This window comes from Aquamicrobium sp. LC103, assembly GCF_001014615.2.
Lineage (GTDB): Bacteria > Pseudomonadota > Alphaproteobacteria > Rhizobiales > Rhizobiaceae > LBCQ02.
In genome coordinates this window covers 139,909-166,344 of record NZ_LBCQ02000005.1, presented here as the reverse complement: position 1 = coordinate 166,344, position 26,436 = coordinate 139,909, and the positions used below count along the sequence as shown (strand labels likewise).

At 62.9% G+C, this 26,436-nt stretch carries 24 protein-coding genes; 6 read left to right on the top strand and 18 right to left on the bottom strand.

Features of this window, described 5'->3' with window-relative positions:
• Window positions 1-7: 7 nt before the first annotated feature.
• The 9 genes from XW59_RS11425 to XW59_RS11385 form a co-directional block, all read right to left on the bottom strand.
• Window positions 8-544: a sarcosine oxidase subunit gamma family protein gene (locus tag XW59_RS11425; protein WP_052958113.1), complete on the bottom strand. Its 537-nt coding sequence runs from the start codon at window positions 542-544 to the stop codon at window positions 8-10.
• Window positions 537-3,497 (bottom strand): sarcosine oxidase subunit alpha family protein, encoded by a 2,961-nt coding sequence (locus XW59_RS11420; protein WP_047145314.1) that lies wholly within the window; start codon window positions 3,495-3,497, stop codon window positions 537-539. Before XW59_RS11420 ends, XW59_RS11425 begins: the two co-directional genes overlap by 8 nt.
• Window positions 3,494-3,766, bottom strand: coding sequence for a sarcosine oxidase subunit delta (locus XW59_RS11415; protein WP_047145178.1), 273 nt, complete (start codon window positions 3,764-3,766; stop codon window positions 3,494-3,496). Before XW59_RS11415 ends, XW59_RS11420 begins: the two co-directional genes overlap by 4 nt.
• A gap of 8 nt (window positions 3,767-3,774) precedes the next feature.
• On the bottom strand, window positions 3,775-5,025 hold the full coding sequence (locus tag XW59_RS11410) for a sarcosine oxidase subunit beta family protein (RefSeq protein WP_047145179.1): 1,251 nt from the start codon (window positions 5,023-5,025) through the stop codon (window positions 3,775-3,777).
• A 37-nt stretch (window positions 5,026-5,062) separates the two neighbouring features.
• A complete protein-coding gene (locus XW59_RS11405) occupies window positions 5,063-5,677 on the bottom strand; it encodes a dimethylsulfonioproprionate lyase family protein (RefSeq protein WP_047145180.1) in 615 nt (204 codons plus the stop codon).
• Window positions 5,678-5,725: 48 nt separating this feature from the next.
• Window positions 5,726-7,525 carry an ABC transporter ATP-binding protein gene (locus XW59_RS11400; RefSeq protein ID WP_047145315.1) on the bottom strand — a complete coding sequence of 600 codons (1,800 nt, stop codon included), beginning with the start codon at window positions 7,523-7,525 and terminating at the stop codon, window positions 5,726-5,728.
• 156 nt (window positions 7,526-7,681) lie between these two features.
• Window positions 7,682-9,310, bottom strand: a complete 1,629-nt coding sequence (locus XW59_RS11395) for a peptide ABC transporter substrate-binding protein (protein WP_047145181.1) — start codon at window positions 9,308-9,310, stop codon at window positions 7,682-7,684.
• Window positions 9,311-9,353: 43 nt separating this feature from the next.
• A complete protein-coding gene (locus tag XW59_RS11390; RefSeq protein WP_047145182.1) occupies window positions 9,354-10,241 on the bottom strand; it encodes an ABC transporter permease in 888 nt (295 codons plus the stop codon).
• Between the two features lie 13 nt (window positions 10,242-10,254).
• Entirely contained in the window at window positions 10,255-11,208 is a 954-nt protein-coding gene (locus tag XW59_RS11385) for an ABC transporter permease (RefSeq protein ID WP_047145316.1), read from the bottom strand.
• 510 nt (window positions 11,209-11,718) lie between these two features.
• Between XW59_RS11385 and XW59_RS11380 the strand changes: the two genes are divergently transcribed.
• Entirely contained in the window at window positions 11,719-12,510 is a 792-nt protein-coding gene (locus tag XW59_RS11380) for a helix-turn-helix domain-containing protein (protein ID WP_047145183.1), read from the top strand.
• 34 nt (window positions 12,511-12,544) lie between these two features.
• Here XW59_RS11380 and XW59_RS11375 read toward each other — a convergent pair whose 3' ends face one another.
• The 7 genes from XW59_RS11375 to XW59_RS11345 all read right to left on the bottom strand — a co-directional run bounded on the left by XW59_RS11375 (window position 12,545) and on the right by XW59_RS11345 (window position 20,118).
• The gene (locus XW59_RS11375; RefSeq protein ID WP_047145184.1) at window positions 12,545-13,285 is read right to left on the bottom strand and encodes an ABC transporter ATP-binding protein; all 741 of its coding nucleotides are present in this window, start codon (window positions 13,283-13,285) and stop codon (window positions 12,545-12,547) included.
• Window positions 13,282-14,112, bottom strand: a complete 831-nt coding sequence (locus tag XW59_RS11370; protein WP_047145185.1) for an ABC transporter ATP-binding protein — start codon at window positions 14,110-14,112, stop codon at window positions 13,282-13,284. Before XW59_RS11370 ends, XW59_RS11375 begins: the two co-directional genes overlap by 4 nt.
• Before the next feature lie 3 nt (window positions 14,113-14,115).
• A complete protein-coding gene (locus tag XW59_RS11365; RefSeq protein WP_047145186.1) occupies window positions 14,116-15,045 on the bottom strand; it encodes an ABC transporter permease in 930 nt (309 codons plus the stop codon).
• A gap of 6 nt (window positions 15,046-15,051) precedes the next feature.
• Window positions 15,052-16,116, bottom strand: a complete 1,065-nt coding sequence (locus tag XW59_RS11360) for an ABC transporter permease (protein WP_082137538.1) — start codon at window positions 16,114-16,116, stop codon at window positions 15,052-15,054.
• Window positions 16,113-17,711 (bottom strand): ABC transporter substrate-binding protein, encoded by a 1,599-nt coding sequence (locus XW59_RS11355; protein WP_047145187.1) that lies wholly within the window; start codon window positions 17,709-17,711, stop codon window positions 16,113-16,115. Before XW59_RS11355 ends, XW59_RS11360 begins: the two co-directional genes overlap by 4 nt.
• 121 nt (window positions 17,712-17,832) lie before the next feature.
• A complete protein-coding gene (locus XW59_RS11350; RefSeq protein WP_047145188.1) occupies window positions 17,833-18,603 on the bottom strand; it encodes an SDR family oxidoreductase in 771 nt (256 codons plus the stop codon).
• A gap of 30 nt (window positions 18,604-18,633) precedes the next feature.
• Window positions 18,634-20,118, bottom strand: coding sequence for an aldehyde dehydrogenase (locus tag XW59_RS11345; RefSeq protein ID WP_047145189.1), 1,485 nt, complete (start codon window positions 20,116-20,118; stop codon window positions 18,634-18,636).
• 303 nt (window positions 20,119-20,421) lie between these two features.
• Between XW59_RS11345 and XW59_RS11340 the strand changes: the two genes are divergently transcribed.
• Both XW59_RS11340 and XW59_RS11335 read left to right on the top strand, forming a co-directional pair.
• On the top strand, window positions 20,422-21,183 hold the full coding sequence (locus XW59_RS11340; RefSeq protein WP_246666063.1) for an IclR family transcriptional regulator: 762 nt from the start codon (window positions 20,422-20,424) through the stop codon (window positions 21,181-21,183).
• 10 nt (window positions 21,184-21,193) lie between these two features.
• Window positions 21,194-21,985: an alpha/beta hydrolase gene (locus tag XW59_RS11335; protein WP_047145191.1), complete on the top strand. Its 792-nt coding sequence runs from the start codon at window positions 21,194-21,196 to the stop codon at window positions 21,983-21,985.
• 341 nt (window positions 21,986-22,326) lie between these two features.
• Here XW59_RS11335 and XW59_RS11330 read toward each other — a convergent pair whose 3' ends face one another.
• On the bottom strand, window positions 22,327-22,521 hold the full coding sequence (locus tag XW59_RS11330; protein ID WP_047145192.1) for a hypothetical protein: 195 nt from the start codon (window positions 22,519-22,521) through the stop codon (window positions 22,327-22,329).
• Window positions 22,522-22,617: 96 nt separating this feature from the next.
• Window positions 22,618-23,607, bottom strand: coding sequence for a LacI family DNA-binding transcriptional regulator (locus tag XW59_RS11325; RefSeq protein ID WP_082137539.1), 990 nt, complete (start codon window positions 23,605-23,607; stop codon window positions 22,618-22,620).
• A gap of 155 nt (window positions 23,608-23,762) precedes the next feature.
• Here XW59_RS11325 and XW59_RS11320 point away from each other — a divergent pair, with 155 nt between their 5' ends.
• The 3 genes from XW59_RS11320 to XW59_RS11310 are packed head-to-tail and all read left to right on the top strand — an operon-like array spanning window position 23,763 to window position 26,406.
• Window positions 23,763-24,692, top strand: coding sequence for an ABC transporter substrate-binding protein (locus XW59_RS11320; protein WP_082137540.1), 930 nt, complete (start codon window positions 23,763-23,765; stop codon window positions 24,690-24,692).
• 8 nt (window positions 24,693-24,700) lie between these two features.
• Window positions 24,701-25,615: an amino acid ABC transporter permease gene (locus XW59_RS11315; RefSeq protein ID WP_052958117.1), complete on the top strand. Its 915-nt coding sequence runs from the start codon at window positions 24,701-24,703 to the stop codon at window positions 25,613-25,615.
• 17 nt (window positions 25,616-25,632) lie between these two features.
• A complete protein-coding gene (locus tag XW59_RS11310) occupies window positions 25,633-26,406 on the top strand; it encodes an amino acid ABC transporter ATP-binding protein (RefSeq protein ID WP_047145321.1) in 774 nt (257 codons plus the stop codon).
• Window positions 26,407-26,436 lie beyond the last annotated feature (30 nt).

The following is a 26,436-nucleotide window of genomic DNA, read 5'->3' as shown; positions in this document are numbered from 1 at the left end:
CTCATGATCATTCGTGTGAAACGCCGAGATACTCGGCAGCCATTATTTTCAGATCGTCCCAGACGTTTTCCGCGAAGCTGCGGGTCACCAACAACTCGAAACGATCATCGGAAATGCGGGCCAGATGCGTCGCGACATGGCCTATAAGAGTGGTCGCGGCCCGTCCGGTTTCGAACAGCGCGAGATCGACGCCCGTCCCCTTGGCAAGCACTTCCCCGACGGATTCCCCCTCGATTGCGATGCGGACCCGGCCATGGCTCTGGTCGATGGCCGTGAAGCCGTCCGGCAATGTCGCCGCCAGTTCGGCGAACTTGTCCGGTTCGTCGCCGACGGCAAACCACTGGCCCGGCCCGTTGCCGCGCAGCGAAAAACCTGTCGCGTCGGTAATCGCACACACGTCTTCCACACGGGCCGCGGGCCCGAGGATCTGGATGACGGTTCCTTCCGGCAAGGGAAGCAGTGCGATACATGGCGAGGTCAACGCGACAGGAACCAGAACCGGTCGATGAGTGAGTTCGAAGGCTGCGGCCGTCGGATCAGGCACCTTGTCCTCCCTTCGCAGCAGACAGGAATACAGGGTCGCAGATGCGCCCCGGCGTATATTGCTGTCGCAGGTTGTTCCAGATCATCACCTGTTCGCCGTGCCGTTCGGCGCCACCAACGACCAGCGCCAGCCCGATCGTGGACTTCAGATGCGGTGAGTAGCCGGCAGAGGTAGCGTATCCCTGGTCGTTTTCCAGAGTAGCCTCCTCACCCTCGCGCAGAATATGCGAGCCGGGCTGAAACGACGCGGCAGGATCGAGCGGCATCACACCCACCAGCTTCAGCCGTACGGGATCGGAAAGCCCCTCGCGCGCCAGCATCGCCTTGCCGATGAAGTCGGTCTTGGTGCGCGAGACCATCCTTCCGAGGCCGATGTCGGCGGGCGTCACGGTGCCGTTGATCTCGCTATGCGTCACGAAGCCCTTCTCGATGCGCAGCACGTTCAGCGCCTCCACGCCATAGGCACAGATGCCGTGTGCCTCGCCGACCGCCATCAACGCGTCGGCGACGCTTTCGCCATAGCCCGCAGGCACGGCGAGTTCGTAGGCGAGCTCGCCGGAGAAAGAGATGCGGAACAGGAGACCGTTCAGCCGACCTCCGAAAAGCGAGACCTCGCGCGCGGCGAGGAAGCCGAACGCCTCCTCGGAAAGCTCCTCATCGACGATCTTCTGAAGGATCGCCCGCGATTGCGGACCGGCAATCGCCAACTGCGCCCACTGGTCGGTGACGGAGGCCATCTGCACGTCGAGATCCGGCCACAGGACCTGCGCGCAGAACTCCAGATGGCTCATGACGCCGGCCGCATAGGCGGTCGTCGTCGTCATGAAATAGCGGTTCTCCGACAGGCGGCTGGTGGTGCCGTCGTCGTAGATCATCCCGTCCTCGCGCAGCATCAGCCCATACCGCGCCTTGCCTACCGGCAATTTGGCGAAGCCGTTGCAATAGACACGATCGAGAAAGGTCGCCGCATCCCTGCCGCTGATCTCGATCTTGCCGAGCGTGGAGACATCGCAAAGGCCGGCTGCGGCGCGCACGGTCAGCACCTCGCGGTCCACGCTCTCGCGCCAGCCTGTCTCGCCTGTACGCGGAAACCAAGACGAGCGATACCACAGACCCGCTTCCACGAAGACCGCACCGTTCTTCGCCGCCCATTCGTGCAGCGGCGACTTGCGCACGGGCTGGAAATGCTTGCCCCGCGCCGCGCCGGTCAGCGCGCCGAACGAGACCGGCGTATAGAACGGGCGGAACGTCGTCGTACCGACTTCGGCGGGCGACACGCCGTGCGCCTGTGCCAGCAGGCTGATCGCGTTGGCGTTGGAAAGCTTGCCCTGATCCGTCGCCATGCCGGTCGTCGTGTAGCGCTTGGCAAGCTCGACATGGCCGAACCCCTCCCGCACGGCAAGACCGAGATCGGCCACATGGACGTCGTTCTGGAAATCGACGAAAGCCTTGCCTTTCACACCGGACAGCGAAAACAAGGGCGGCTGCGGCGCGGCGACGACATCGTCTTCGACATCGGCACGGATGTGGGCTGCCTTCTTGCCCAGCGCCGCGGCGACGGTCCGCGCCTGCGCCGCACCGTCCGCCAGACATGCGGCGATGCCTGCCGCTCCCGTTACCGATCCGGCAAGGGTCACACCGTCGAGATCCTGCGGCGCGAGGAAGGCATGCTTTTCTTCCGCCCAGACCGGCTTGCCGCCGCGATGGCAGGCGAGATGGATGATCGGCGAAAACCCGCCGGCCATCGCCAGCGCATCCACCGCCAGCGTCTCGCTGCGACCGCCGACCGCGACGGTGAGGCCGGACAGCGACTTGCCGCCGCGCGCATCGGTGACGCGCGCACCGCTCATCACCCGCGCGCGGCCGTGATATGAGATCGTCGGCTGCGTCCGGCTGTCGATGATCGCCACCAGATCGACGCCCGCCCGTTCGAGATCGCGCGCCAGCGCATATCCGCTGTCGTTGGTCGTCGCGATTGCGACGCGCCGGCCGGGCGCGACGCCGTAGCGGTTGAGATAGCTGCGCATCGCACCGGCAAGCATCACACCGGGAATGTCGTTGCCCCCGAACAGCAGTGGTCGCTCCTCGGCCCCCGTCGCGAGCAACGCATGCTTCGCCGCAATGCGCCAGAAGCGCTCCAAGGGCCGATGTCCCTTCGGCATGGCGACGTGCTTCTGCGCACGCTCCACCGCGCCGAAAACGTTGCTGTCGTACCAGCCAATCACGGTGGTGCGGGAAAGCAGTCTGACACTCGGCAGGCTGCGCAGTTCCTCGACGCATCGCGCCGCGTAGTCGGGCGCAGCCATGCCATCGATTCTCGCGCTCTCCGAAAGCAAGGAGCCGCCGAATGCGAACTGCTCGTCGGCAAGGATCACGCGCAATCCCGCACGGCCGGCGGTCAAAGCGGCCGTCAGACCTGCGGGACCGGAGCCCACGACCAGCAGGTCGCAATGCGCCCACGTCTTCTCATAGCGGTCCGGGTCGGCCTCGCGCGTCGCCTGCCCAAGCCCGGCCGCCCTACGGATCAGCGGCTCGTAGAGCTTCTCCCACAGCGCGCCCGGCCACATGAAGGTCTTGTAGTAGAAACCCGCGCCGAGGAACGGAGAAAACAGACCATTCAGCGAACCGAGGTCGAAATCGAGCGATGGCCAGCGGTTCTGGCTGCGTGCTTCGAGCCCGGCGTAAAGTTCCTGCATCGTGGCGCGGGTGTTGGGTTCGGTTCGCCCTCCCCTTCCGATCGTCACCAGCGCGTTCGGCTCCGCCGATCCAGCCGCCACGATACCGCGCGGCCGGTGATACTTGAAGCTGCGCCCGACGAGCCTGCGCCCGTTGGCCAGCAGCGCCGAGGCGAGCGTGTCGCCGTCATGGCCGGCATAATCGCGCCCGTCGAAGGTGAAGGACAAGGATGTGGCGCGGTCGATCAGGCCGCCGGCCGAAAGGCGGTAGGAGCTCATGCTGTCACCGCCGGTTCCGCGCCCGCGTCGCGGCACGCCAGAACCTCGTGGGTCGCGGTATCGCGCGTCACGATCAGCCAGCGGCGGCAACCGCCGGCGTGATGCCAGTATTCCTCATACGGGCCGCGCGGATTGTCGCGCAGGAATACGTGATCGAACCAGACGGACCGCGGCGCGTCGGGTGCTGGACGCGGCAGCGCGGCCCCCTTGATCGCGTATTCTTCCTTGGGCCGGATGCCGCAATGCGGACAGGAAATGAGACTTGCCATGATGTGCTCTAGTGAAGGTTGGGCTGGGCGCCGAGCCCGCGTTCGTCGATCGCGTAGCCGCGCTCGAAGCGGTCGAGACGCATTTCTCTGGTCGTCGGATGCGGCTCACCCCGTGCGATGAGATGGGCGAAACAGTAGCCGGAGGCCGGCGTGGCCTTGAAGCCGCCATAGCACCAACCGGCATTCAGATAGAGGTTGTCGATCGGAGTCCGGTCGATGATCGGCGAGCCGTCCATCGTCATGTCCATGATCCCACCCCAGCTCCGCAGAACGCGAACGCGCGACAGCGCCGGGATCAGGGCAACCCCGGCCTCCGCCACATGCTCCACGGTCGCGAGATTGCCGCGCTGGGCGTAGGAATTGTAGCCGTCGATATCGCCTCCGAAGACGAGCCCACCCTTGTCCGACTGCGAGACATAAAAGTGCCCGGCGCCGAAGATCACGACGCAGTCGATGAAGGGCTTGAGCCCTTCGCTGACGAACGCCTGCAGAACATGACTCTCGATGGGAAGCTTCAAGTCCGCCATTGCCGCGACGCGGGAGGAATTTCCCGCCGCCGCCAGCGCCAGCTTGCCGCAACCGATGAAGCCCCTCGTCGTCTCCACCCCGACCACCCGGCCGTTCTCGCGGCGGATGCCGGTGACCTCGCAATTCTGGACGACGTCCACCCCGCGCTGGTCGGCCGCCCGCGCATAGCCCCACGCCACCGCGTCGTGGCGCACGGTTCCGCCCCGGCGCTGCAGAAGCCCGCCCAGGACCGGAAAGCGCGCATTGTCGAAGTCGAGATAAGGCAGCATCGAGCGGACCTGCTCGCGGTCGAGCAGTTCGGCATCGACACCATGCAATCGCATCGCGTTGCCTCTGCGCATCTGCGCGGCATACTGGCTGTCGTTGTGCGAGAGGTTGATGACCCCGCGCTGCGACACCATCGCGTTGTAGTTCAGGTCTTTCTCCAGCCCTTCCCACAGCTTGAGCGATAGTTCGTAGAACGGATTGTTGCCAGGCAGCAGGTAGTTGGAGCGGATGATCGTCGTGTTGCGTCCGACATTGCCGGAGCCGACATAGCCTTTCTCAAGCACCGCGACATTGGTGATGCCGTGCTCCCTGGCGAGGTAATACGCGGTCGCCAGTCCGTGACCGCCACCGCCGACGATGATCACGTCGTAATGCGGGCGCGGTTCCGGAAAGTGCCAGGCCGAGGTCCAGCCGGTATTGCCGCGCAGGCCGTTCAGGAAAATGGATAGTGCGGAATAGCGCATCACGCCCGCCTCTGACGCGTTTGAAACTGCGAAGCGTTCATGCATGCCTCGGATCGTACAAGCACCAGACGGCGAGCAGCGGCGCATCCGCCGGCGCTTCCATCGAGTGCTGGATATTGGGTTCGTTGTAGAGCGAGCCGCCCACGCCGGGTTCGAACCAGCCGCTTTCGCCGTGCCGGAACCGGCCGCCGGTCAGGAACAGATAGATTTCTTCCGGCGAATGCCTGTGATCGGGATAGCGCACGCCCGGAGGAACCAGCGAGACCCCCACCCACACGTCGCGCCGCTCCTCAAGCCCACCGGGACCGACGATCATCGCATTGGCGATGGTGGTGGGGCCGGTCTCGCCCGGCTGCACATCCTTTCCGCCGCGCATCCGCCAAGGCAGGTCAGGGTCGAGCTTGCGCAGGCACCCGGCCAAGGCAGCCATAGTCTCGTCCGCTTGCAGCGCCGGTTGCAGCGCCTGGTCGATCAGGTCGCTGGTCGGCACCCGCGCCGCCGGCACGTTATCCGCGACGACGGGATCGCTCAGTCGGTCGAATACGCGTGCGAGGCACGCTCTCGTCTGCGCCTGGGGAGAAGACCCTTCGAATCCGAGCCTCACCGCACCGAGAAACGCCTTCACCGCTTCCGTACGTCCTGTCTCAGTCATGCCCGAAACACCTTTCCAAGACCAATCGCGCGGTACATTCGACTTCGCCTATGCCTCGATCATCACCGAATGACCGGGAGACACTTCCCTGTAGCTGCGCACGGGAGGCACGTAGTCCACCGCACGGATCGGGCTGAGTATCTCGTCGTTGCTCACGCCCCTCTTGCGCTGACGACGCTCCGGATCCGGCACCGGCACGGCTTCCAGAAGTTTCTTCGTATAGGGATGCTGCGGATTACCGAATATCGCCGCGCGCGGTCCGATCTCGACGATCTCGCCCAGATACATCACCGCGACACGATGGCTGACGCGCTCCACCACGGCCATGTCATGCGACACGAACAGGTAGGCCAGCCCCATCTGGGCTTGCAGATCGAGCATCAGATTGACGACCTGCGCCTTGACAGACACGTCGAGCGCCGAAACGGCCTCGTCCGCCACGATCAGCTTCGGCTCCAGCGCCAGAGCGCGGGCGATGCAGACGCGCTGACGCTGTCCGCCCGAGAATTCGTGCGGAAAGCGGCTCGCCATCTCGGGCTCGAGGCCGACCTTATTCAGCAGTTCGACGACGCGGTCACCCGCCTCGCGACCCCGGCCCAGACCGTTGACCACAAGCGGCTGCGCGATCGACGCGCCGACGGTCATGCGCGGGTTCAGGCTGGCGAACGGGTCCTGAAACACCATCTGCATATGCCGGCGTTGCCCGCGCATCTCATCGGGCGACAGCGTCAGGATCTCCTTGCCGTCCAGCTTCACCGAGCCGGATTCAGGCTCCATCAGGCGAAGGATGGAACGGCCGGTGGTCGACTTGCCGCAGCCGGATTCGCCCACCAGCGCCAGCGTCTCTCCGGCATGCACGCGAAAGGAGACGTTCTCGACCGCATGCACCCGACCACAGACCTTGCCCAGCAGACCGGAACGGATGACGAAGCGCGTCGTGAGGTTGGAGACGTCCAACACGGGTTGCGCCGCATAGTCGACCGTGTCGGCCGTTTCCGCCGGTTGATCCGACAGCCCCGTTTCCCGATCCACCACGGGAAACCGCAGCGGACGTTCATAGCCGACCATGGAGCCCAGTCGTGGCACGGCGGAAAGCAATGAGCGGGTATAAGGGTGCTCAGCCTGTCTGAATATCTTCGTCGTGTCGCCCGTCTCCACGATCTGGCCGTCATACATGACGACGGTGCGGTCGGCGATCTCGGCCACCACGCCCATGTCGTGCGTGATGAACAGCACAGACATGCCTTCCTCATCCTGAAGCTCCTTGATCAATCCCAGGATCTGCGCCTGGATCGTCACGTCGAGGGCCGTCGTCGGCTCGTCGGCAATCAGCAGCTTCGGACGACAGGCGAGCGCCATTGCGATCATCACGCGCTGGCGCATGCCGCCGGAAAACTGATGCGGATATTCATCGAAACGCGACCGGGCCGCGGGAATCCTCACCCGCTCCAGAAGCCGCAAGGCTTCGGCCTGCGCTTCGCCGCGCGAGAGATTGCGATGGGAGACGAGCGCTTCCGTCACCTGCGAGCCGATGGTGTGGACCGGATTGAGGCTCGTCATGGGCTCCTGGAAGATCATCGCGGCATCGTTGCCACGCACGTCCCGCATGGCTCGTTCCGACAGCGACAGCAGGTTCTTTCCATTGAGCGATATGCGTCCAGTAACGCGGCTGGTTCCAGCGGGATTCAGCCCCATGACCGCGAGCGCCGTCACGCTCTTTCCCGACCCGGATTCGCCGACCAGAGCGACCGTCTGCCTGCTCGCGACATCGAAGGAGATGTCGCGCACGACGGTCCGCCACCCCGTATCGCTTAGAAACGAGATCGAAAGATCGGCGATGGAAAGGATGTTCCCTTCCGGCTGCCCATCTCCCGTCGCTTTTCCGAGCGCCGCGGAATCGGGAATCAACGCGCTTCCAGCATGCATCGACAGGTACCTTCATGAACTCCGGAAAAGCGATGGCCGACGACGGGCCATCGCGTCTGCTGCTTCAGTTCACGGGCCTCATGCCCATGACCATTCGTGCACGTTCCAGGCCGCGTCGGTGACGTACTGGTTGGGTTTGATGCCCTGCAGCGCACTCACCGTCATGTTACCCTGAACCACGCCGAACTGCGGCGCGAACGGCACTTCCTCGAGCAGGATATCCTGTACCTTGGCGTAGGTTTGCTTCCGCTCCTCGACGTTCTCCTGCGTAGCGCCGAGATCGAGAAGCCGATCGACCTCCGGGTTCTTGTAGAGCGTGTAGTTCGCGCCGTTGCCGATCGCATTGGAATGGCAGCGCGCGGAATAGTCTGGGTCCATGCCGACCGGCGGTTCCCACGCGACGAGCAGCGTGTCGAACTGCGACTTGGTCGTGTAGTCGCCCCACACGACCGAGCCGGGCATGTTGCGGATTTCCATGTCGACGCCGATATCCTTCCAGTTCTGCTGGAAGAGCTGCTGGCTCGCCTGGCGCGAGGGGACCCCGGCCGTCGTGGACATCGTGAACTTCATCTTCACACCGTCCTTCTCGCGGATGCCGTCGGCGCCCCGTCTCCAGCCGGCCTCGTCGAGCATTTTCTCGGCGAGCTGCGGATTTGCGGTCTCCTCCTTGAGCGCGCCGTTATACGCCCAGTGCGAGGGATGCAGATAAGACAGCGTACGCGGCGTGCTGCCGAAGTTGATGTCCTGGATCGACTTTTCCATCTCGCACGCGATGTAGAGCGCCTTGCGCACCTTGGGGTCGGTGAACTGCGGCTTTTCGGTGTTGAAGTAGATGAACTGGACATATGGCTGCGGGTTCAGCTGGAACGTGCGGCCCGGCAGCCCCCTTGCTTCTTCCCAGCGGTCATACGGAATGCCGACCAGACCGAAATAATCGATCTCGCCGGTCCTCATCTGACCATAGGCGACCAGCTGGTCCGGCACGAACTTGTGAATGAACTGCTTTATCTTCGGCGCGCCGCGATGATAGTTCGGATTCGCCTCGTAGATCATATGGCTGCCTGCGGTGCGTGACTGCAGGATGTAGGCACCCGTGCCGATCGGCTGCGCATTGAAACCGGACGTGTTGATGTCGCTCTCGCCCGACAGCAGATGATGCGGCACGATGTGCATGCTCTGCCATGCCCAGTAGAACGGCACATAGGCACGCTTCAGCGTGATCTCGACCGTGTGGTCGTCGACGATCTTTATCCCGTCGATCAGGTCGAAGCCGCTGCGCGATCGCGCGGCGACGCTCGGGTTGACGATGGTCTGGTAGGTGAACTCGACGTCCTTGGCCGTGAAGGGCTGCCCGTCGCTCCACGTCACCCCGGGCTTCAGGTTGACCCGCCAGGTTCGACCATCCTCGGAGATGTCGCCGTTCTCGCGGGTCGGGATCCGCGCGGCGAGGTTCGGAATGAAATCGCCCTTCTCGTCCACGTCCCATAGTGCATCGAACACGAGCGCTTCGGGAATGGTGTCGGTTCCCCCGTTTGCATAAAGCAGCGGGTTGAATTGGACGGGTTCCTGCGTCGTGGCGAAGATCACCCGATCGGGATTGGACTGCGCAATCGCTGGCCGGTACAGGCCGGTCGCCGGCAGGAGAAAACCGGTTGCTGCCGCGCCCTTGAGGAGAGATCTGCGGGTAAGTGCAAGCTTTGTCGACATGTTGTTCACCCTCTTTTTTTTATGTTTGACGCATTCCCGGACGTCAGGCGTCCATCTTCAGCCGGGCATCGAAGGCATCGCGCAGTCCATCGCCGAGGAAGTTGAATCCCATGACTGACAGCGTGATCAACAGGCCAGGCAGAATTGCGAGATACGGCGCTGTGTCGAAGTAGCCCTGGGCGTTGGTCAGCATGTTGCCCCAGCTGGCCATCGGCGGCTGGACGCCGTAGCCGAGGAAGCTGATATAGGATTCCATCAGCACCGCCGTTGCCACCTTGAGCGTTGCCGCCACCAGCACCGGCGCCACGATGTTCGGCAGCAGTTCGACGAGCATGATCCGCCAGTTCGTCGCGCCGAAGCCGCGCGCCGCCTGGACGAAATCCGAGCTCTTGATGGTGGAGACCTGCGCGCGGACGATACGTGAGACCTCCATCCAGGACGTCAGGCCGATGATCAGCGAGATCGACAGGATGGTCGGCGGCACGAAAGCCGCGATCACCAGCAACAGGAAGACCTGCGGGAAGCACAAAAGCGTGTCGACCAGCCGCATCAGCAGGTTGTCCACGACACCGCCGTAGTAGCCGGCGGCGAGGCCGACCAGCGTGCCCGTCACCATGGTCGTCAGCATCGCCACGATGCCGACGATCAACGATACTTGCCCGCCATAAAGAAGCCGGCTCAGCGTATCGCGGCCGAGATCGTCTGTGCCCAGCGGATATTCCCACGAGGCAAAAGGCGGCAGGAAGCGCAGCGACGTATCGATCCGCAGCGGATCGTGCGGTGCGATGAACTGCGCGAACAGGGCCGAAAAGCACAACACGAAGACCACGATCGCACCGACAACGGCCATGCGGTGGCTCAGGAACCGTCGCAGGATCATCGCGCCGTAGGAGCGGCTGGCCGTGCGAGGGGAAATGGCGAGATCGCTCATATCGTCTCTCTCCTCAGCCGAGCTTCACGCGGGGATCGATCAGCGCGATGGCGATGTCGGCCAGAAGATTGCCGACGATGACGATCAGCGCGGTGAACATCACCATGCCCATCAGGATCGAATGGTCCTTCATGCTCAACGCATCGACGAAGAGCCGGCCCATTCCCGGCCACGCGAAGATCGTTTCCGCCACGAGCGCACCGGAAAACAATGTCGGCAACTGGATGCCGAGTAGGGCGACCAGCGGGATCACCGCATTGGGAAAGGCGTGGCGGTAGAGCACGCGCCGCGAGCTCAGCCCCTTGGCCTTCGCGGTGCGAATGTAATCCTGCTGGATGACCTCCAGGAAGCTCGAGCGCGCATAGCGGCTCCAGGTCGCCACCAGCACGAGCGTGAGCACCATCTGCGGCAGTACGAGATGACGCAGAAGGTCGAGCACGTTGCCTTCCTCGCCGAATGAATACATGCCGCCGGAAGGCAGCCAGCGCAGTTCGATGGCGAAGATGTAGATCGCCATCAGTCCGAACCAGAATGTCGGGAACGACAGTGCGAGCATCGCACCGGTCGTGGCGAGATAGTCGAAGAGGGAGTAGCGCCGCACCGCACCGAGAATGCCGAGCAGGGTGCCGATGACCATGGCGAGCGCCAGCGACGTCCCCATCAACAGCACGGTGGCAGGTACGCGCTCGAGGATCACCTCGAGAACCGGGCGTCCGCCGAAGAGCGTATAGCCCCACGAACCTGTCAGCATCGAACCGACCCAGCCGAGATACTGGACGTGGATCGGCTGATCGAGCCCGAGCGCCACGCGCAGACGCTCGATGTCTGCGGCGGTGATCGTCGGATTGAGCGTGTAGACCGAAAGAGGACCTCCCGGCGCGAGATGCATGATGCCAAAGCCGATGACCGAAACCCCGAAGACGAGCGGGATGGAGTGAAGGATCCGCCGGACGATGTAACCTGCCAGGTCTCCGCGCACGCTCATGCTCCTCTTGCGGTTACGCCCGCGGTCCATGTCCCGTCGGCGATTGTGAGCTGCGAAATCCAAACGGTAGTAGGCAAAAAGCCCGCAAGTCCAATCGTGAGACTGGCTGGATTATCCGGTTCAGCGAATAGGTCGCGGCGGACGCTCAAGACCCGAGCATTCGTCAGCTCGATCCACCTCACACCAGTCCTGAAATGTTCATCCAAGGCCATTGGTTCACCTAATGAACCTTATGTTTGTTTTTATGTTCCCCGGCCGCTTACCCTGCGGCACTCAAGCTAATCTTCCACCGGACTGACATATTGTCCAGCGAAATTCCATTGCCTGATCCGGGTTTATTCATTAATGGTACATCGGTTCATTTGTTGAACCACCGTGAAGCCCAGCCGGCAAGCCCCGTCTTGAGCGGCTTGCCTGCCGGTCTCGTTTGCGGGATGAAGAAAAGAACACCGCAAGTTCTGCGGCCATGGTTCGCAAAGCGAAAGGACAAGCATGCGTGGAAACGGAGAGACGAAAAAACCGGTCTACAAGGCGGTTTCCGCGTCGCTCAAGGTCCTTGGCGTTCTCGAAGCGCTGAACGATGTCGGTCCAGCCGGTCTGACAGCCATTCACAAGCGCGCGGGGCTTCCCAAGGCCACAACGCTGCGCATGCTGGAGACGCTGTGCTCGGCCGGATATGCCAAGTACGATCCGGCCGGGAAGGTTTTCGCAGTCGGCATCCATGCGCTCGCTCTCAGTCAGGGCTACAACGCGATGGACGAGATCGTTGCTATCGCCCGACCAGTCATGGCGGATTTGCGCCTCGATCTCGGCTGGCCCTCCGATATCGTCGTTTGCGAAAACGACCGGCTCGTCATTGCCGACACCAACACGCGGCAGGCGCAATTTTCCGTGGTGCGGGCCGGCGGCGCGGGATCGCAGATACCGTTCAGCATCTCGGCCACCGGACGCGCATGGCTGGCCTTCTGCGACGACGAGATGCGCGAGCGGATCCTGCGCTTCGACAACCCGCATCCGCAGGAATCGCGAGACCTGATGGCTCATCCCGAGCGGCTGGCGGCCATCATCGCCGAGACGCGGCGGCGTGGCTACGGCCTCCAGTCCGGAGAGTTCTTCGACAGCGAAGCCGGCGCCGGCGTGCCGGTAATCGTCGGCGGCGCGTTGCGATGCTGCATCAACATCGTCACCGCCCGCAACGCGGTGACGCTCGAGCAGATCGAGCGCCAGTACGTACCCAGGCTGCAAACAGCGGCGGAAACGATCGCCTCCCGCATGTCCCGCTAGGTGGTTGACAAGAACCCGTTCCACGTCATCCGCCCTAACAGGCCTCAGTCAGTTCGAGCGACAGTTGCCGCAGACCCGCGGTGTGCGGATGCGTCACGTTTCCGCTGCGCAGATCGTTCGCCGAAAGCGTTTCGACGATGACACCCTGCTGCATGACGGCAATGCGCTGGCAGAGATGGGTGACGACGGCCAGGTTGTGGCCGACCATGAGATAGGTGAGGCCGCGCGCCACACGCAGGTCGCCGAGCAGATTGAGGATTTCCGCCTGTACCGACACGTCAAGCGCCGATGTCGGTTCGTCCAGCAGCAGCACTTCCGGCTCGGCGATGAGCGCGCGCGCAATGGCGACGCGTTGCCGTTGGCCGCCCGACAGCTGGTGCGGATAGCGGAAGCGAACCGAAGCCGGCAGCGAAACCTCGTCGAGCCCACGCCTGATCCGCGCGTCGATGTCGCCGAATTTGTGCACGATGAGCGGCTCGCTCAATATGCGGTCGATCGTCTGGCGTGGATGAAGCGAACCGTAAGGATCCTGGAACACCATCTGCACGCGGCGAAAGAATGCCTTCGAACGATGCGGGGCAAGGTTATCGCCCGCAATCCGCAGACGACCGCTCCAGTCGGGATTGAGGCCGGCAAGCGCGCGTAAAAGCGTGGATTTTCCCGAACCGCTCTCTCCCACCAAGCCGAAGCACGTGCCTTCCTCGACCTGGAACGACACCGATTTCACCGCCTCCAGATTTCCAAAGCGAACCGTCAGGTTTTCCGCCTCGATCATCCGGCCAACCATGACGGATCCCTCCTCATCCCCTTGAGCCTGTCGGTCGGATGGGTGAGCGACGGAAGGCATTCGAGCAGGCCGCGCGTATAGGGATGCTGCGCTTTGCCGAATTCCGATGCGCGGAGCTCTTCCACGATCCGGCCCGCATACATCACCAGGACGCGATCACAGAAATGCGAGACCAGCGGCAGGTCGTGGCTGATCAGCACCAATCCCATGCCGCGCCGCGAGACCAGATCCTCGATCAGCCGCATGATCTCCGCCTGCACGGTCGCGTCGAGCGCGGAGGTCGGCTCGTCGGCAATCAGCAGTTCCGGGCCGGGTGCCAGCATCATCGCGATCATTACGCGCTGCCCCATCCCCCCTGACAGTTCGTGCGGATAGGAATTGGCCACCCGCATCGGATCGCGGATCTGCACCTGCGCCAAAAGGTCGATCGCCGCCTCCATCGCCTCCTTGCGGCTTCCGCCACGGTGCGCGCGCCAGGCCTCGGCGATCTGCCCGCCGGCCGACATCACTGGGTTCAGCGAGTATTTCGGGTCCTGCATGATCAGGCCCGCCCGATGTCCGCGGATGCGGCGCATCGCCGTCTCGCCGGCTTTCAGCACGTCGATGCCGTCGAAGGTCAGTTCGTCGGCCGTCATCCTCGCCTGCTTCGGCAGAAGCTTCAGGATCGAACGCGCCGTCAGCGACTTGCCGGAGCCGCTTTCGCCGACGATGCCGACTTTCTCCCGCCCTAGGTCGAGCGATACGCCTTTCACCGCCTCGACCGCACCCTGCGGGAGGGGGAAGGTCACCCGAAGATTTCGTACCTTGACCGTCATGCGCTACTCCTGCTTCGGGTCGAGGACGTCACGCAATCCGTCGCCCAGCAGGTTGAAGGCGAGCGAGGCGACGAGAATGGCGACGCCGGGGATGGTCGGCACCCACCATTGGTCGAGGATGAAACCGCTCGTGGTAGCGATCATCGTTCCCCATTCCGGCATCGGCGGCTGCGCGCCCATGCCGAGAAAGCCAAGTCCGGCCGCGGTCAGGATGATGCCGCTGATGTCGAGCGAGACACGCACGATCATCGACGGAATGCAGACGGGCGCGATGTGCCGCACGACGATGCGCGCGGGCGATGCGCCAGTCAACTTGACCGCGCTGATATAGTCCGACCTGCGCACCGTCAGGGTTTCCGAGCGCGCCAGACGCGCCAGCGGCGGCCACGCGGTAAGCGCGATGGCGATCACTGCGCTGGTCACGCCCGGCCGCAGTGCCGCGACGAAAGCGAGCGCCAGCACCAGTCGCGGAAAGGCCAGAAAAATGTCCGTTACCCGCATCAGGATGCGGTCGATGATGCCGCCGGCATAGCCGGCGACGATACCGACCACCAGACCTATGGGCGCAACCAGCAGCACCACGGCAACCACCATGCCGAGCGTGACCCGGGCGCCGTACAGCACACGACTGTAGAGATCGCGGCCGAGATCGTCGGTTCCCAGCCAGTTCTCGGCGGAAGGTGGCTGCAAACGGTTGCCAAGATTGATCACCGCCGGATCATGTGTGGCGAGCAGCGGTGCAGCGAGTGCGACGACGATCAGCAGAACTACCGTGACCAGTCCGGTCATGGCGAGATGGTTGGCCCGGAACTGCAGCCACATGCGATAGGCTTTGCCCCACGCTGCCTGGCGCCGCGAGGCTGGCGCATCGCTCAACAGCCAGTCGCGCCTTGGCACCGTCGTGTGAGCAGGAGTGGAATGCGCGTCTGCCATTGTTTTTTACCTCGCGCGCGGATCGAGCAGCCGCTGGGCGAGATCGGCCAGCAGGTTCAGGCAGACATAGATCACGCCGATCACCAGCGTCGCGCCCAGCACCGCGTTCATGTCGGCGTTGAGTAGCGACCGCGTCAGATAAAAGCCAAGTCCCGGACGCGAGAATACGGTCTCCGTCAGCACCGTGCCTTCCAGAAGACCGGCATAGATCACCGCGATCACGGTCACGAGCCGGCCGGCGATGTTGCCCAGTCCGTGCCGCCACAGGATGCGCGCTTCCGAAAGCCCCTTGGCGCGGGCGGCCGTCACGTATTCGCCGTTCAACGCCTCCAGCATGAAGGCGCGCGTCATGCGCACGATCAGCGACATCGTGATGAAGGCGAGCAGGAAAGCCGGCATGGCAAGATAGGCCAACGCATCCCAAAACGCGTCCCATTGGCCGTCGAGGGCCGCGTCCAGCACGATCATGCCGGTCGTGAACGGCACCATGCCCTGATAGACGATGCCCTGCGATCCCGTGCCCGGCGCAATGCCGAGCTTGGCATAGAAGACGAGCAGGCAGACCAGAGCCAGCACGAAGACCGGCACCGAATAGCCGAGCAGGCTGATGACGCGGACGATGTTGTCGAAGATCGAATCCTGCCGGGCGGCCGCCAGGATGCCGAGCGGCACACCGACAAGGAGCGCGACGATCATCGCGCTGGTCGCCAGTTCGAGCGTGGAGGGGAAGAATTGCAGGATGTCGGCCGTTACCGCCTGCCCCGTCATCACGGACGTGCCGAGGTCACCCTGAAGCAGTTTCATGAGGTAAATCCAGAACTGCTCGATGAGCGAACGGTCGAGGCCCAACTCCTCGCGGATCCGTTCGGCGACTCCCGGCGGCGCCTTGTCGCCGATGATCGCCACCACGGGATCGATCGGCATGGTACGGCCAATCACGAATGTCAGCAGCACCAGCCCGAACAGCGTGACGAGAATGCCCAGGAGGCTGGAAGCAATATCGCCGCCGCGTGCGAGCGCGCCGGAGGCGAGCCTGGACCAACCTTGCGGCGGCAAGTCCGGCCCGGTCATGACTTGGAGATGCCGCCGAACCGGTTGAGATAGGCCATGCCGCCAAGGTGCAGGCCGGGCGCTTCCTTACGGTGCATGGCGATCTCCCTGAGCTGCAATAGCCAGGACACGGGAGCCTTTGCCATGAAATCGCGCTGCAGCTTGTCGTACATCTCCATACGCTTGTCGGCATCCAACTCCTTGCCGGCGGCGTCGGCGAGTTCGGACATTTCTTCGTCGACGAAATGGTTGCGCCACGCCTGCGATTTCAGCGGGCTGTCGTCGGAATCGTCGGTGTTGATGCACCAGGCGCGGGCGTTGTAGTCCGGGTCGTACAGGTTCGTTGCCCAGTAGATCAGCACGAGCTGATGCTGCCGCGCCCGGTATTTGGTGATGACCTGTCCGGTCTCTGCGGCAATCAGCTCAGCCTTGATCCCGACCTCGGCGAGATCGGCCTGGATGGCCTGCGCGACATTCGCCCACGGCCAGGATGAGAAATGGTCGATCGTTATGGAGAAGCCGTCGGGATACCCCGCTTCGGCAAGCAGCGCCTTGGCTTTCTCCACGTCCTTTTGGAACATGCTCGGCACCGCACCGCGCACATTTCGCGGCAGGAACGACGCTTGCCAGACATCCCAGATGTCGGGCGTGATGTTCTTGGCTATCGCCTCGCAATCGACGGCCCATTTGAGAGCTTCGATCACCTTGGGGTTCTGCAACTCTGGCATCGCCATGTTCATGCACAGGTTCATCTGCGCTGTGGAATCGGCGCTCAGTTCCACCAGATCGGGATTGTCTCTCGCAGTCTTGATCTGGTCGGACCCGAGGTTGCGCGCGACGTCGATATCGCCCTTCTGGAGCAGCAGGAGCTGCGTGGCTGGATCGGGAACGTTGCGGATCAGGAGACGCGGCACGGCGGGCGGGAATTCGGCGTTCGGGTTTGCCTCCAGAATGATGCGATCGCTCGGCCGCCACTCCACGAGGCGGTAGGCGCCGGCGCCCGCCGAATGTGTCTTCAGCCATTCATTGCCGAAATCGCCATCTACCTCGTGCGACAGCACGGTGGCCTTGTCGACCACGCAGCCGCGCGGCGTCGCCAGCGTATTCAGCACTGTGCCGTGTGCACGTGCTTCCGGCAAGCGGTGCACCACTGTCAGCTCGTCGGCTGCGTGCACGATCTCGTCCATCTTGTCGATCGTCCAGCCAAGCTGCGCGAAATCAGCGGCGGGATACTTGTTCAGCTTCATCAGCCGATGGAGGCTGAAGACGACGTCTTCCGCCGTCACCGGATTGCCGCTCTCGAACAGGATGCCCGGCTTCAGCTTGAAGGTGATGGTCATCCCGCCGTCGGAGAACTTCCAGCTTTCCGCCAGGTCGCCGACATATTTGGTGCCGTCTTCCGGATCGAGGGTCACCAGCATGCGATAGACGTTGCTGGTGATCTCATAGTCCGTGCCGACATAGGCTTCGGCGGGATCGAATCCGTTGACGACGTCGATGATGGATTTCGCCATGACAACGATGTTGCCCGGGGTGGCGGCGCTCGCGATGCGAGCGAAACTCGGTGCGGCCGCCAGCGCGGCAGCGCTCATCAGCAAGGACCGGCGGTTGATCATGGTTATTCCCCTTTCTGACACTTTTCATGTATTTCTGAAAAGCAGGCTGTTCTTGCGACAGCTTCTGGCTGGATGGGTTACGTACCCCCGTCGGCTCTCCCGCGGCCGAACAGGTTCCGCCTTATTTACAGGTGAACCCTCCATCGACAGGCAGTTCTATCCCGGTGACGAAGCCGGCGTCGTCGGAGGCGAGCCACAGCACGGCCTGCGCCACCTCTTCGGGCCGCACCAGCCGACCGAGCGGAACGCCCGACACATACTTGTCCTCGGCCGCCTTGGCCGCTTCCGCCGAGACGCCGCGACCAGTGAAGCCGACCTTCATCGGCGTCTCTGCAAGCCCGGGGCAGACCACGTTCACCCGCACCTTGTCCGGCGCGAACGTTTGCGCCAGTGACTTGGTCAGGCCCACGACCGCGAACTTGCAGCTCGAATAGACCGGCGACCACATCGACCCGACCATGCCGGATACCGAAGCGGTGAAGACGATCGATCCGCCGCCACGCTTGCGCATATGCGAGATGACTTCGCCTGCGCCGAAGGCCGCCGACTGGACGTTGAGCGCGAAGGCAAGCTGGTATTCGGCGACGTCCAGCCCTTCGATGCCGCCGGGACCGGGAATGCCGGCATGCGCCCACAGCACATCGACGCCGCCGAGCTTTTCGGCCGCCGCATGAATGCTGTCGCGTGCGCCTTCCGCCGTGGAGAGGTCGGCCTGCACCGTATGCAGGCGGCCGTCCCGCGGATCGACTTCGGCCTTAAGCGCGGCAAGCGCATCCGTATTGATATCGACAGCACAGACGCTTGCTCCTTCCCGCAGGAAAAGCTCGACGCCTGCCCGGCCCATTCCCGAGGCGGCGGCGGTTACGATCGCAAGCTTGTTCGCTAGACGCATGTTCTCTTATTCCTCCCAGTGATGTCGGGCCTATTGCGCATAGGCGTCCGGGAACGTGCCGGTCGTGCTGACGACGGTGGCGCGCGTTTCCAGATACGGATCGAGCGCCTCGATCCCGTTTTCGCGTCCCCAACCGCTGGCCTTGAACCCGCCATAGGGAATGCTCCAGCGCAGATAGCGGTAGGTGTTGACCCATACGACGCCGGCGCGAATCTTCGCCGCCGCCCGATGCGCGCGCCCGACGTCGCGGGTCCACAGCCCGGCGGTCAGGCCGTAGCTGGTATCGTTGGCCAGCGCGATCGCCTCTTCCTCCCCATCGAAGGGAATGAGTGCAGCGACCGGACCGAAGATTTCCTCGCACGCGATGCGCATGCCGTTGCCGACATCGGCGAACACGGTCGGCTCGACGAAGTAGCCGCCGCGCAGTTCTTCCCGATCGATGAGGTTGCCGCCGGCAATCAGCCGGGCGCCTTCCTCCCGGCCGTAGCCGATGTAGGACATCGTCTTGTCGAGCTGCTCCCGGCTTGCCTGCGGCCCCATATGGGTCGCCTCGTCGAGCGGCCTGCCGACGCGCACCTTCGCCGCGCGCCGGGCGAATTCCTCCGCGACGCGCTCATAGACCGGCCGCTCCACCAGCACCCGCGAACCCAGCGCGCAGCTCTGCCCGCACAGCGCCCAGGCAGAGCCGGTCGCCGCATTGAGCGCCTGGTCAAGGTCCGCATCGGCAAAGAGAATGTGCGGCGCCTTGCCGCCGAGTTCGAAGGTAAAGCGCTTGAGCGTATCCGAACCGCGCTTGAGAATTTCGCGCGCCGTTGCGCCTTCGCCGGTGAACGTGATCTTGTCGACGCCGGGATGCGTGACCAGATGGTCGCCTGCGCCATCCCGGCCATAGCCCGGAACGACATTGACCACGCCGGCCGGAAAACCCGCCTCCTCGAACAGGCGCGCAAGCTCGAGCGAGCTGCACGGCGTCAATTCGGCCGGCTTGAGGATCACGGTACAGCCGGCCGCGAGCGCCGGGCCGAGCTTCCAGCAGGCCGCCATCAGCGGGACGTTCCAGGGCGTGATTGCACCGACGACACCGAGAGGCACACGCGTGGTGAAGGCATGGACGCTGTCGTCCAACGGGATGGTCCGGCCGCCCTGCTTGTCGCAAAGCGAGGCGAACCAGTGATAGGAATTGTGGTGACCGCCCACGTCCACCCGCGACTCGCGCAGAGCGCGGCCATTATCTCGCGATTCCACGAGGGCCAGTTCCGGAGCGCGCTTCTGGTAGAGGTCCGCGAACCGCCGCATGATCGCCGCGCGCTCGTGACCGGGCATGCGCGCCCACGGGCCTTCGAATGCCGCCCGCGCCGCCGCGACGGCACGGTCGATATCCTTTTTGCCGCCATAGGCAACGATCGCCCATGGTCGCCCGGTCGACGGATCCACGCTTTCCAACAAGCCGCCATCTTCCGGCGCAATCCACTCGCCACCGATGAACAGTTTGTCGTAACGCGCGAGTGCGTTCATCTCCCCACCTTCGGTCGGAGTAGCGCTCCCTCTGTCATCACGCGGCCTCCTCGCCATCAATCATTTTATGAATTCGTAGATCAATATTCTGAATTATGTCAACGCACGCAGCATGGAGTTTCTCGATGGATTTCCGTTGTTTTATGAATAGATTTTTTCTTTCAAGGATTTGCGTATCCCACATCCACGTCGCTCCGGCTGCGAATTTCGTCCACAGGAAAGGTTGTTGTATTCACATTAGTGAATTATAGCTCGCCTTAGATAAGGCATGGACGAAAAAGGCCCTGCCCTAGGGAAAGGAAGATGCCCATGCATGTGAAGCAGGCGGCCAATGTCGTCGAACTTCTGGAATTCTTCGCGCAGCGCGGCGAGCCCGCGACACTCGCCGAGATTGCCGACGCTCTCAACTGGCCGCGCTCCAGCACTTTCAACATCGTGGGAACGCTGGTGGAGAAGGGCTACTTCTACGAGCCGCGGCTGCGGGGAGGCTATTTCCCGAGCCCGCGCTGGCAGTCGGTGGTGCAGCTCATCGGCGAGCGGGACCCGCTGCCCGGTCCGCTGCTCGATCTGGTGGACACCATCGCCGAGCGTACCGGCGAGACCACGGCGGTCGGATGCCCGTCGGGGCTTTCAGTCGTCTTCCTCTATGTCAGGGAGTCGCGGCAGCCGATCCGCTATTTCGCCGAAATCGGCACCCGCGTTCCCATCCATGCAAGCTCGGCCGGGCGGGCGATCCTCGCACAGATGACGCTCAAGGAGCGGGAAGCGCTCTACCGCAAGCTGGTCTTCGAGAAATACTCGGAGACCACACCCATGGGCATCGAGCAGATCGAAGCCGAACTGCGCGCCGTTGCCGATCGCGGCTACCACCAGAGCAATTCGGAGTTCATCCCGGACCTAGCCGGCCTCTCGTTCCCGTTGCCCGTCGAGGGCAAGCGCCTGTCGATCGTGGCTGCCGGCCCCGTCTCGCGCTGTCTCGACCGACGGCCCGAGATCGCGCGCATCATGGTCACGGCCATCCGCGAATCCGGTCTCGTCGCGCCGGCCGATCTGCCGGTGATCTGAGGACGAGACGATGAAGGGAGAGCTCATCACACCGCTTCCGGGAGAAGTTCTCAGGATCGATCTCGGCACCCACCACATCGCCTTTTCAGATCTCGGTTCGGGGGCCCCGATCATCTTCGCCCATGGCGGGCTGATGGATCACCAGAGCTGGGGCAACCAGCTGCCGCTTGCCGACCGGTACAGGCTGATCATGCCCGACACGCGTGGCCACGGCCGCAGCGGCGGTGCCGGCCTGCCCGCCACCTATGCTGCCTTCGGCGACGATATCGTCGGTGTCATGGACGCGTTGGGGCTGGAGCAAGCCACGCTCATCGGGTTCAGCGACGGCGGCTGTGCTGCCCTCCACGTCGCGCTCAATCATCCCAAAAGGCTGCGCAATCTCGTTCTCATCGGAACGCCCTACAGCCTCGAAAGCTACAATGACGGCGTGGTGGAGCGCTTTTCAGCGATGGTGCCGGAAGACATGGACGCCGCAAGGCCGCTGGTCAGGGAGGTGGTCGCCAAGATGCGCGTCCACATGAGCGACGACGAATGGTCCGCCTACTGGCAGCGCATCATTCGCGGCCTGTGGCCCTCCGAGCCCAATTTCGTCCTCGCCGATTTCGCCGGCCTGCCGGTGCGAACCCTCATCCTGCACGGCGAACACGAGCGCTCCGTCAGCACCCGTGCCTCGGAAGAGCTCGCCGCCACGATCCCTGACTGCCGGCTGGTATACGTGCCAGGCGCCACGCACTCCGCTGCGCAGGACGAGCCGGACTTCGTCAACGAGTCAATCCTGCGGTTTCTGGAAACGGGAAAGTAGCCGCGGGGACCATGAGCCGGTCACCCGGATCGAGGAACCGCTGTTGTACAACCGGGCCTGCGGGCTCCCGGCTTGGCGAACTCATTCATCCATGGCTCGGCGCAAATGAATCGGCACAACATACAATCCGTTCGATCGACTGCGGTCCGCGTGAAGTTCAGCCGGATCATTCAGACTAGAATTTCACATTGAGCTTCGCGTTGAAGCCGTGCTGGCGAACGTCGCTTGCTATCTATCCCTGATAGGCGATGCCGAGGGTGACGGCATCGGTGAGACTAAAGTCAAGGCCGGCCTCTATAACGGCGACATTCTGAAATCGAGCCACAAAAAACGCGGTCAGGTCACACCGGCCAGCCACCGTGCTGCTTCAGCTCGCGGACTATGTGCGGCAGGCACAACAGCGCAGCGATTATCTGTCCGGCGGCGAAAACCTCTCCGGGCACCACGAGGTTGCCGTGAAGCCCGAGCAGGTAGGCGCCGAACAGGGGCAAACTGGAGGCGATCGAGACGATCACGGCTGCGACAACTAGCGGCATCGGAACTCTCCTGGCTAGTTCAGAGGAGAGATGAAAGCATACCGGATGCGTAGCCGCAACCACTTGCCGGCCTGTCGACTACCTCCAGATACCTCGTCACGTCGTTCCGCGTACCACCAGCTCACGCCGGATCGAGGCACTGCTCACCGCGCTGGAGAACAGCATCCTGGTAATTTGCTCGGCCACGGCGGCAGGATTTCCGCTCAGCGTCGTGAGCTTCGGCGTGACATAGCGACCGATCTCGAGGCCACCAAACCCAACGACCGCGACGTCATGAGGAACTTTCAGGCCGAAGTCGTGGATCGCCGAAATGGCGCCTATGGCCAGTTCGTCCGTGCCGGCCAGTATGGCGTCGAAACGTACACCATTCCCCAAGGCTTCAAGCGTCGTCGTGTATCCGCCTTCGAACCGGTAAAGCGGGCTCCCCCACACCAAGGCTTCATCGAAGCAAAGGCCGGCCCGTTCGAGACCGGCCACATAACCTTCGTAACGCTGCCGGCCCGCCACCGAAAGCGATATGCGGTTGAGATAAGCAATCCGACGGCGTTTCCGGCTCATGAAATGCGCAACCGCCTGCACGCCGGCATCCACATCGTCGTGGAGGATCGAGCTGATACCGAGCTGGTCGAACCTCTGGCCTATCGACAAGACCGGTATATTGCTTGCCAACAGATTTGAAACGATCGGCTGAAGCACATTGAGGTCGAACAGATCGCTTGTCGCGAGAACCACGCCCCTTAAACGCAACGAGCTCGCGCGCTGGAGCATCTGGGTCAGTCGCGCCTCGCTGTGCCCCAGATCGAAAAGCAGCATGTCAAGACCTTGCGCCTGCAGTGCCCCTTGCATTTGCTTGGCAAGCGCCGAATACCAGCCCTGCTCGATATCGCTCACCAGAAAGGCAATTGAATCGAGATATCCGGCTCGTAACGCCTTACCAAGCGAACTAGGCTGATAGCCGAGCTCGGCCACCGCCGACATCACCTTGGTGCGCGTCTCCTCGGTCACAAAAACCTTCTGGCCAAGCACGCGTGAGACGGTTGCCTGCGACACCCCTGCGTGTCTGGCAACATCGACAATGCTGACCATGCGTAGAACCTCATCTGGTACGTAGTCGGAACCGTTCCTGTCAGGCACGATTACACACCGGAAACAAACTCCGCAACAAGGCAGTTGACAACCAAAACCACCTATGAAAACGTCTTCATGATCTATGAAGACGTTTTCATAGGCGGGGAACGTCCATGCACATGGATAGAGTTAGGGAGAGGCTCATGCTTGGGAATAAGTTCGATGATGTCGCGCGACTGTGCCTGTCGCTGGTTGTCTGCAGCAGTTTTGTCGGGGTAGCCAACGCTCAGGATGGCGGGTTGACGGAGCCCGATCCTTCGGCGCCGCTCTACGAACGCCTCCCGGAACGCATAAGGGAGCGTGGCGTAATCATTTCCGCCACGACAGGGCGCTACCCGCCCTACAATTTCCGCTCGGAAGACGGGGAAACGCTGAAAGGGGTATCCATCGATCTGGGAAGCGAGATGTCCAAAATCCTGGGCGTCCCGATGCAGAATGAAATCGCGGAATCCGTGGCGAGCTTCATTACCGGTGTCCAGAGCGGGCGATACGACTTTGTATTCGGAGTGGTCGCCGACACGGCGGAGCGCCAGCAATCCGTCGACATGGTGGATTGGACGCGACAGTCCACAGCCTTCCTGGTTGCTGACGGTAATCCCAAGAATATCGGCGGAATTGCCGACACTTGCGGGCTCAAGGTTGCCGTTCAAAAAGCCTCTTTCGCCGAGCCGGTGCTGCACAGGCAGAGTGAGATTTGCGTCTCCGAGAAAAAACCTCCCGTTAACATCAACGTGTTGAGCGATCAGGCCACGATGGCCCTCGCCATCAAGTCAGGACGCATCGACGCCTCCTTCGCGAGCAACGCCGCGCTCGTCTATTTCCAATCGCAGAATGCGGAAGGTTACGAGGTCGTCGGCGCCGGCGACAATCTGATGGGCGATCTTTGGCAGGCCGCGGTCACGCCAAAGGATTCCGAACTCACCCAGGTGATCTTCGATGCCTGGAAGACGATGTTCGAGAACGGCACCTACGAGCGCATCATGACGAAATGGGGTGTAGGCGGGGACATGTTGCAGGCCCCGGGCATCAACATGGCCAAGTGAGCGGGTCGATGACTGCGCATATCGAATCGGCGGATTTGTCCGCCAAACACCAGCACCCGCCATCCGTTGCGGAGGCTGTCGGATACTGGCGACCATGGCGATGGCTCGTCAGCATCATCTTCACGCTGCTCGTCGCGCAGTTCCTGGTCACGTTGGCTCTCAACCCGAACATGCAATGGCATGTGGTCCTCGACTACATGTTCCATCCGGTGGTGCTGCGAGGGCTGATGATGACCTTGCTGCTCACGTTCCTGGCGATGCTGGTCGGCTTTACGCTCGGCACCGGGCTGGCTCTGTTCAGGCTGAGCCCGATCCTGCCGATGCAGATGTTCGCGCTCGGTTTCACCTGGCTCTTTCGATCCATACCGACGCTGGTGTTGCTGATCTTCCTTTACAATCTGGCGATCCTCATCCCCGAAGTTTCGCTGAAGATTCCCTTCGGTCCGACGCTGTGGTCGCAAGACACCAACGTCCTGGTCACCCCTTTCGTCGCCGCCATCATAGGGCTGGGCTTTCACAAGGCCGCCTACATGTCCGAGATCATCCGGGCCGGTCTGCTGTCGGTAGACGACGGACAGCGCCAGGCGGCAACGGCCCTCGGGATGAGCAGCGGAACCACGCTGCGGCGCATAGTGCTTCCGCAAGCGATGAGGGTGATCATTCCTCCCACGGGAAGCGAGATCATCTCGACGCTGAAGCTCACTTCGCTGGTCAGCGTGATCTCGATGTCGGATCTGCTCTATACCATTGAGACGATCTACAGCCGCACCTTTCAGACCATTCCGCTGCTGCTGGTCGCCTGCATCTGGTATCTCGTCCTGACGTCCATCCTGCAATTCGCTCAACGCTATGTCGAACGCTACTTCGGCCGTGGCTACCGCGCGCCGGGCGGCAAGGACAATCGCGCAGAGGCTGAAGGTTGAAGAGTTCGGGGGTGATCATGAAAACTGTCCAGCCCGTGGTTTTCGCGCACGAGGTGCGCAAGCGCTTCGGTGAGAACGAAGTTCTGAGAGGTGTGAACCTCAATGTTCATGCCTCCGAGGTCGTCGTGATTCTAGGATCGTCGGGCTCGGGCAAGTCGACTTTCCTGCGCTGTCTGAACCAGCTTGAGGAGATCGACGGTGGATGGATCGAGATCGACGGAGATCCCGCCGGCTACGAGGTCGTGGGAGGGGTGGTCAGGCCGCTCGGCGATCGGCGCAAGGTGCTACAGCGGCGTGCCTTGGGCATGGTCTTCCAGCAGTTCAATCTGTTCCAACACCTGACCGCGCTGGAGAACGTCACGGAGGCGCCGATCTCCGTGCGCGGAACCCCGAAAGCCGAAGCGCGCGACAAGGCGCTGGCGCTGCTGGAGACCGTTGGGCTCGCCGATCGAGCAAGGCTATACCCCTATCAGCTTTCCGGCGGACAGCAGCAGCGGGTGGCGATTGCCCGCGCCCTGGCGATGGAGCCCAAGGTGATGCTCTTCGACGAGCCGACCAGCGCACTGGACCCCGAACTCGTCGGCGAAGTTCTGAGCGTCATGAAGACCGTCGCCAAGGCTGGAACGACGATGATCGTGGTTACCCACGAAATGGGGTTTGCCCAGGAAGTATCCGATCGCGTGGAGTTCATGGACAACGGCGTGATCGTACAATCCGGCCCGTTCAACGAGCTCGTATCGAACCCCGCCTCCGCAAAGGTCGCCGCCTTCGTGCGCCAGGCAATTCACTGACATTCACAATCAACCGCAAAAAGGAACGGC